The following is a 5,750-nucleotide window of genomic DNA, read 5'->3' as shown; positions in this document are numbered from 1 at the left end:
ATCGGGGAAGCGTTTTGAAAATTCTATCAGTTTCATTTTGACGAGGTTTTGATAATTGATGCAAAGGTAATGAATATCGGGGAATACTCAAAATTATTAATCACCCAATTGAGGATAATCATATAAAAAATCAAGTGTTTATTGTCTCAATTTAATCGTAATATTCCTTTTTGGCTGCTGCCAATGTATTCTTCATCAAAGAGCATATTGTCATCGGCCCTACTCCACCAGGAACAGGCGTTATGAAGGCGCACTTAGGAGCCACCTCATCAAACTTGACATCCCCGTTAAGATGGAAACCCTTCTTTTTGGTCGGGTCTGGAACACGAGTTGTACCTACGTCAATAACCGTAGCTCCGTCTTTCACCATATCGGCAGTAACGAAGTTAGGTTTTCCAATTGCAGAAATGAGAATATCTGCATCCCGGGTCTCCCCGGCAATATCTTTCGTATGACTATGACAAACGGTGACCGTACAATCACCGAATTTCTTATTCATCATCAACTGTGCCATCGGTTTTCCGACAATGTTGCTTCGTCCGATAATGACACACTTCTTTCCACTGGTAGGTATGTTATAGTGGCGGAGCAAAGTCAGGATTCCTAAAGGTGTAGCAGATATGAAACAAGGCAAACCTATGGATAACCGCCCTACATTGACAGGGTGAAAACCATCCACATCTTTCCTATAATCAATTGCCATAATGATCTTTTGCTCATCGATTTGGGGAGGTAAAGGCAGTTGAACGATGAACCCGTCAACATCCTTGTCTTTATTCAGACGATCCACGCATGCCAAAAGTTCTTCCTCTTTCACATCGTCTTCGTAACGGATCAGCGTCGATTTGATACCACATACCTGACAGGCGAGCATCTTGTTCTTGACATACGTTTCAGAACCGCCGTCATGACCTACGAGGACAGCTACGAGATGAGGTTGCTTGCCTCCGCCTGCCAAGATCTTTCGGACCTCTTCAGCGATTTCTGCTTTGATAGCCTTTGATGTAGCTTTACCGTCTATTAGAGTCATATCTGTTATCCTTTTGACATGTCAGGCATCTTCATGCCTTGCATTTTCCTTGCCATTCCGGCCATATTTGCACCGGTGACCATCTTCATCATTTTCCGAGTCTGATCAAATTGCTTGATCAATCGGTTCACCTGCTGTACATCCGTACCCGAACCTGTTGCAATACGACGGCGTCTGCTGGAGTTCAGGATTTCAGGATGAGAGCGTTCATCAGGCGTCATGCTCTTGATAATTGCCTCCACGCCTTTAAAGGCATTATCATCTATATCTACGTCACGGATAGCCTTTCCGACACCTGGGATCATACTTGCCAGGTCCTTCAGATTACCCATTTTCTTGATTTGCTCGATCTGTTTGAGGAAATCATTGAAATCAAACTGATTCTTCTGAATTTTCCTCTGGAGTTTACGTGCTTCGTTTTCATCGAATTGTTCCTGGGCACGCTCTACCAAACTGACCACATCGCCCATTCCCAAGATTCGGTCTGCCATACGGGAAGGGTGGAAGACATCTACAGCATCCAATTTCTCCCCTGTACCAATAAACTTGATCGGTTTATTGACGACCGTTCTGATAGAAAGGGCAGCACCACCACGGGTATCACCATCGAGTTTGGTCAGTACGACACCGTCAAAATCCAACCTTTCGTTGAATTCCTTGGCTGTATTTACAGCGTCCTGACCGGTCATGGCATCCACGACGAACAATGTCTCATCGGGATGGATATGCTCCTTGAGTCCGGTGATCTCCTGCATCATCTGCTCATCCACGGCCAGACGGCCAGCAGTATCAATGATGACGACATCATTGCCATTCGTCTTAGCCTGCTGGACAGCATGGTCAGCGATGACATTGACATCCTTGTTATCAGGCTCTGCATAGACAGGTACCTCGATCTGACCACCGACCACTTTCAACTGGTCAATAGCAGCGGGGCGATAGACATCGCAAGCCACCAATAAAGGTTTCTTGCCCTGTTTTGTTTTCAGATAATGTGCCAGTTTTCCACTGAAGGTTGTTTTACCGGAACCTTGCAGACCACTCATCAAGACTACTGCAGGATGGCTCTTCAACACGAAAGGTGCATCTTCACCACCCATCAATGCCACCAGTTCGTCATGAACCAGTTTGACCATGAGTTGTCCAGGTTTTACAGCAGTGAGCACATTCATGCCCAAAGCCTTTTCCTTGACACGGTTAGTAAAATCCTTAGCTACACGATAGTTGACATCAGCATCAAGCAACGCTCTGCGGACGTCTTTCATCGTTTCAGCAACATTAATCTCGGTGATTTTACCTTCACCCTTTAATATTTTGAAACTGCGCTCAAGTCTGTCGCTTAGATTTTCAAACATCTTAGAATTTCAAACGTAATAAGTACTGTGCTGCAAAGATATAATAATTAAATGGATAAACCAAACAAACATATAAAAATTAAGTGTACTAAATTGGAAATTAAAAGAATATCGCACCTTCGGTAACAAATTCAAACCGATCAGCGTCTCCGTTATTCATAAATAAACTGAAAACGCCCTATCAGTTAGCAATTTCTTTTTCAGCAGCCTTCTTCTTTTGATCCGTTTCAGCAGCCTGCTTTTCGCGGGCCTTTTCCAAAGCTTCCAATTTAGCCTTGTCTGCAGCTGCCTTTATCGCCTGTTGCTGGTGGAAGGCTTCCAATATAGGATCCCCTGAACTTTCCTGTTGTTGTGAATCCAACTCAGAAATTACACTTTGGGCTTTCTTCTGATGCCTTCTATCCCGATTACCTCTCCTGTCCATCCAACCGAAAGCATTGAAATTAGCCAAACCTTTTGGCACGACAACTTCCTTGGCTGCCTGACTGGATGAGTTTCCAATAGAATTTGCATTCTGCTTGCCCAAATCATTTCCAAAGACTTCCACTTCATGCAACTGGTGTGCCTGCTGAAGCAAGAAAACCGTATCCGGGAGATTTTTGTTGTAAATATATGTTTTTAAATATCCGATTTTAGAAACTGAAGCGGAATCAAAGGAATAATGCATTGCAAAATATCCCCTATAATCTGTTCTCGCCCAATGATCAGTATTGGTATGGACGATAACATCCTTTATGGGCACGTGAGTCTCCATATCCGCAATCACGCATGTCCGTTGGGCATAAGCCACTATCCCGACAAGGAGACAAAGAATCAAAACGACACATCGATTCATATGTTGCAAAGGTACGAGATAGAATGGCCACATGCAAATATTTAAAGGAGTTTTAAACTAATAAATTCAAAATTATCATTTCCGTCTCTTTTACCCCAAAGTGTCATTTCTGCAAAGGTTAAGAGAAGAGCGGGGACACCTTCCATTTTTCAACAGAAGATCCCCGTCACCTGCCGTCAGGCATCAGGAATATTCAGTCCGACATCCTTCATCAGTTTGACGGCATCTACATACTGTTCTATCCCCAAGGCGACCTGCTTTGCAGCCTTCATAGCCATGACTACAGTCTGCGGGCGATGGACAACATCCCCGCCTGCGAAGACGCCGCGTCTGGTTGTCATCCCGTAGGGTCGTTCAGAGATAATGACATATCCCTTATCATCCACTTTTATTCCGCTGGTCGTACTGACGATACGCTTTGCAGGTTTACTGCCGATAGCCAGGAAGATACGGTCAAACTTTTCAGTTTTTTCACCTTCAGGGGTTTCCAGGCGACAACCTGCCAGCCAACCGTTACTGCCCGGAATAAACTCACTGACTGTCGTCTTCCAACTGAAACGAACACCTTCCTTCACGGCCAAAGCATACTCTTCCTTATTGGAAGGCATCTCAGCTTCCGTACGCCGGTAGAGAATGGTGACATCAGCCCCCAGACGGATACAGGTCCGGGCAGCATCCATCGCTACATTTCCACCGCCAATGATCCCGACTTTCTGTCCAGCCTGCACAGGCACCATGTCACGGCTCATCGCACCTTCATTATAAGCATTGAAGTTATGCAGCAGATAGGTACTCTGGATCACCCCAAGCAAATTTGCATTCGGCGTATCCCCCATGTCTTTAGGAACATCCGTTCCCGTCCCCATGAAGATGGCATCATAGCCTTCTTTAAAGATACTGTCCACGTTCACTCCGTTCTCGCCCACCATACAATTGCAGACGAAATTGACACCCAGAGCTTCGATCTTCTTGATCTCTGCTCTGACGACGACCTTGGGAAGTCGGTATTCGGGAATCCCGTACATTAGCACTCCTCCCGGTTCAGGCAGTCCTTCGTAGATCGTTACGGCAAAACCCTGTCTTGCCAAATCACCAGCTACAGTAAGTCCGGCAGGACCGGATCCGATGACTGCTACTTTGCCACGTGTCTTCTGCGGGATCTTTTCACTCGTCAGGTGCATCTTGGTATCAAAGTCAGCCACGAACTGTTCGATCATGCCTATCTGCACAGGGACGCCTTTCCTGCCCAGAATGCAGTGTCCCTGACACTGTTTTTCATGCGGGCAGACACGGCCACAGATAGCCGGCAGATTACTCCTGGCATTTATAATATTCATAGCAGACCCGAAATTCCCCATTGACACCTCATGCACGAAGTCAGGAATATCATTCTCAATGGGGCACCCCTTTCTGCATTGTGGAACTTTACAGTGTAAACACCGCTGAGCCTCGGCGATCGTTTCCTTCATCGTCAGGCCTATGCTGGTCTCTTTCTGGCCAAAGGCATGATCCACCATCTTCTCTTTGATCAAGTTTATTCCCATTTCAATTTCCTCTTTGATTTTCAGTAGAAAAGCACCTCAAATACGTTTTAAACAAATCCATATACATCCCTCAAGAATATCAATCCTTCCTCTTGACCGTAGACTTCTTCAAACGGCAAGTTTCAAACAAATAGGATAGAAATTGCTATCTCTATTTTGCAAAAATACGCTTATTGAAAGAAATACCAAATGAACACGCTGTATTTTAACCTTTCTTAATCGAAAATCGAAACAATATTGCACAACTACCCCACTTATGAGCAAAATAAAGAGCATATAGGGGATGGACTTTTCTGATGAAAGCCCGATGATTTCACATCAAAAAAGCCTGTCCTCCACAATGAAGAACAGGCTGTATATTTTCAGATTGTCGGATCAGAGATAAACGCCGATCCCTATTTTGAAACCAACTGTAGAATAATCACTATGATTCTTGAAACTTTGATCATAGTAGACGGCTGGTTCCAGCGTAACTGTCCGACTCAGGAAAAAAGCGTATCCTACTTCCAGTCCCGGCATAAGATCATTGTAATTATGGTTGGCATGAATAAGTTTGCCATTAAGTCCCAGATACAGGCCATTCTGGATAATGTAATAACGGAGTCCTGCCCCGACCATGGCATTGTCAGGAATGTCACTGTCACCACCGGTATGCTCATAACCAGCCTGTCCGAGCACCATCAGGTTGTCAGCTATCAGCCGTCCCACTTGGACTTGCACTCCAAAATGGAGGTTATCCTTACCATTATAGTTCAAGTTCAACCCGGAGAGAGAACCGCCGATATACGTTTTGTTTGCTTCAAACTGGGCATGAGCTGTTACTGTCAGCAAGAGCGCTCCCAACAAGATGAATAACTTTTTTTTCATACGTAAATATTTTGTGCCCCACCTATTGGGAAGGGGCTATTTTTAATTGTTTTTAATAACTTAACAGAGTTAAGACAAAAGAAAAGATAGCACTTGTTGGTGTGCAAGTGCGGCTGAAT

5 protein-coding genes are annotated in these 5,750 nt (G+C 44.7%); all 5 read right to left on the bottom strand.

Annotated features, from left to right (window positions below; all coding sequences use genetic code 11):
* Positions 1 to 151: 151 nt before the first annotated feature.
* The 5 genes from folD to NG821_RS12190 all read right to left on the bottom strand — a co-directional run bounded on the left by folD (position 152) and on the right by NG821_RS12190 (position 5,631).
* Positions 152 to 1,030, bottom strand: coding sequence for a bifunctional methylenetetrahydrofolate dehydrogenase/methenyltetrahydrofolate cyclohydrolase FolD (gene folD / locus NG821_RS12210; RefSeq protein WP_252761937.1), 879 nt, complete (start codon positions 1,028 to 1,030; stop codon positions 152 to 154).
* 5 nt (positions 1,031 to 1,035) lie between these two features.
* Positions 1,036 to 2,385 (bottom strand): signal recognition particle protein, encoded by a 1,350-nt coding sequence (gene ffh, locus NG821_RS12205; protein ID WP_252761936.1) that lies wholly within the window; start codon positions 2,383 to 2,385, stop codon positions 1,036 to 1,038.
* Between the two features lie 181 nt (positions 2,386 to 2,566).
* Positions 2,567 to 3,253, bottom strand: coding sequence for a hypothetical protein (locus NG821_RS12200; RefSeq protein ID WP_252761935.1), 687 nt, complete (start codon positions 3,251 to 3,253; stop codon positions 2,567 to 2,569).
* Positions 3,254 to 3,396: 143 nt separating this feature from the next.
* The gene (locus tag NG821_RS12195; protein ID WP_252761938.1) at positions 3,397 to 4,737 is read right to left on the bottom strand and encodes an FAD-dependent oxidoreductase; all 1,341 of its coding nucleotides are present in this window, start codon (positions 4,735 to 4,737) and stop codon (positions 3,397 to 3,399) included.
* Between the two features lie 402 nt (positions 4,738 to 5,139).
* Entirely contained in the window at positions 5,140 to 5,631 is a 492-nt protein-coding gene (locus NG821_RS12190; protein WP_252761934.1) for a hypothetical protein, read from the bottom strand.
* Between the last annotated feature and the right edge of the window lie 119 nt (positions 5,632 to 5,750).

Source organism: Segatella cerevisiae (genome assembly GCF_024054555.1).
Classification (GTDB): domain Bacteria; phylum Bacteroidota; class Bacteroidia; order Bacteroidales; family Bacteroidaceae; genus Prevotella; species Prevotella cerevisiae.
Note: the sequence above shows the minus strand (reverse complement) of the source record. Positions and strands in the feature narration are given on the sequence as shown.

Bases quoted from the DNA above. Each gene is read 5' to 3' on its own strand.
- NG821_RS12190 (WP_252761934.1), bottom strand. From the start codon at position 5,631: ATGAAAAAAAAGTTATTCATCTTGTTGGGAGCGCTCTTGCTGACAGTA.
- ffh (WP_252761936.1), bottom strand. From the start codon at position 2,385: ATGTTTGAAAATCTAAGCGACAGACTTGAGCGCAGTTTCAAAATATTA.
- NG821_RS12200 (WP_252761935.1), bottom strand. From the start codon at position 3,253: ATGTGGCCATTCTATCTCGTACCTTTGCAACATATGAATCGATGTGTC.
- NG821_RS12195 (WP_252761938.1), bottom strand. From the start codon at position 4,737: ATGGTGGATCATGCCTTTGGCCAGAAAGAGACCAGCATAGGCCTGACG.
- folD (WP_252761937.1), bottom strand. From the start codon at position 1,030: ATGACTCTAATAGACGGTAAAGCTACATCAAAGGCTATCAAAGCAGAA.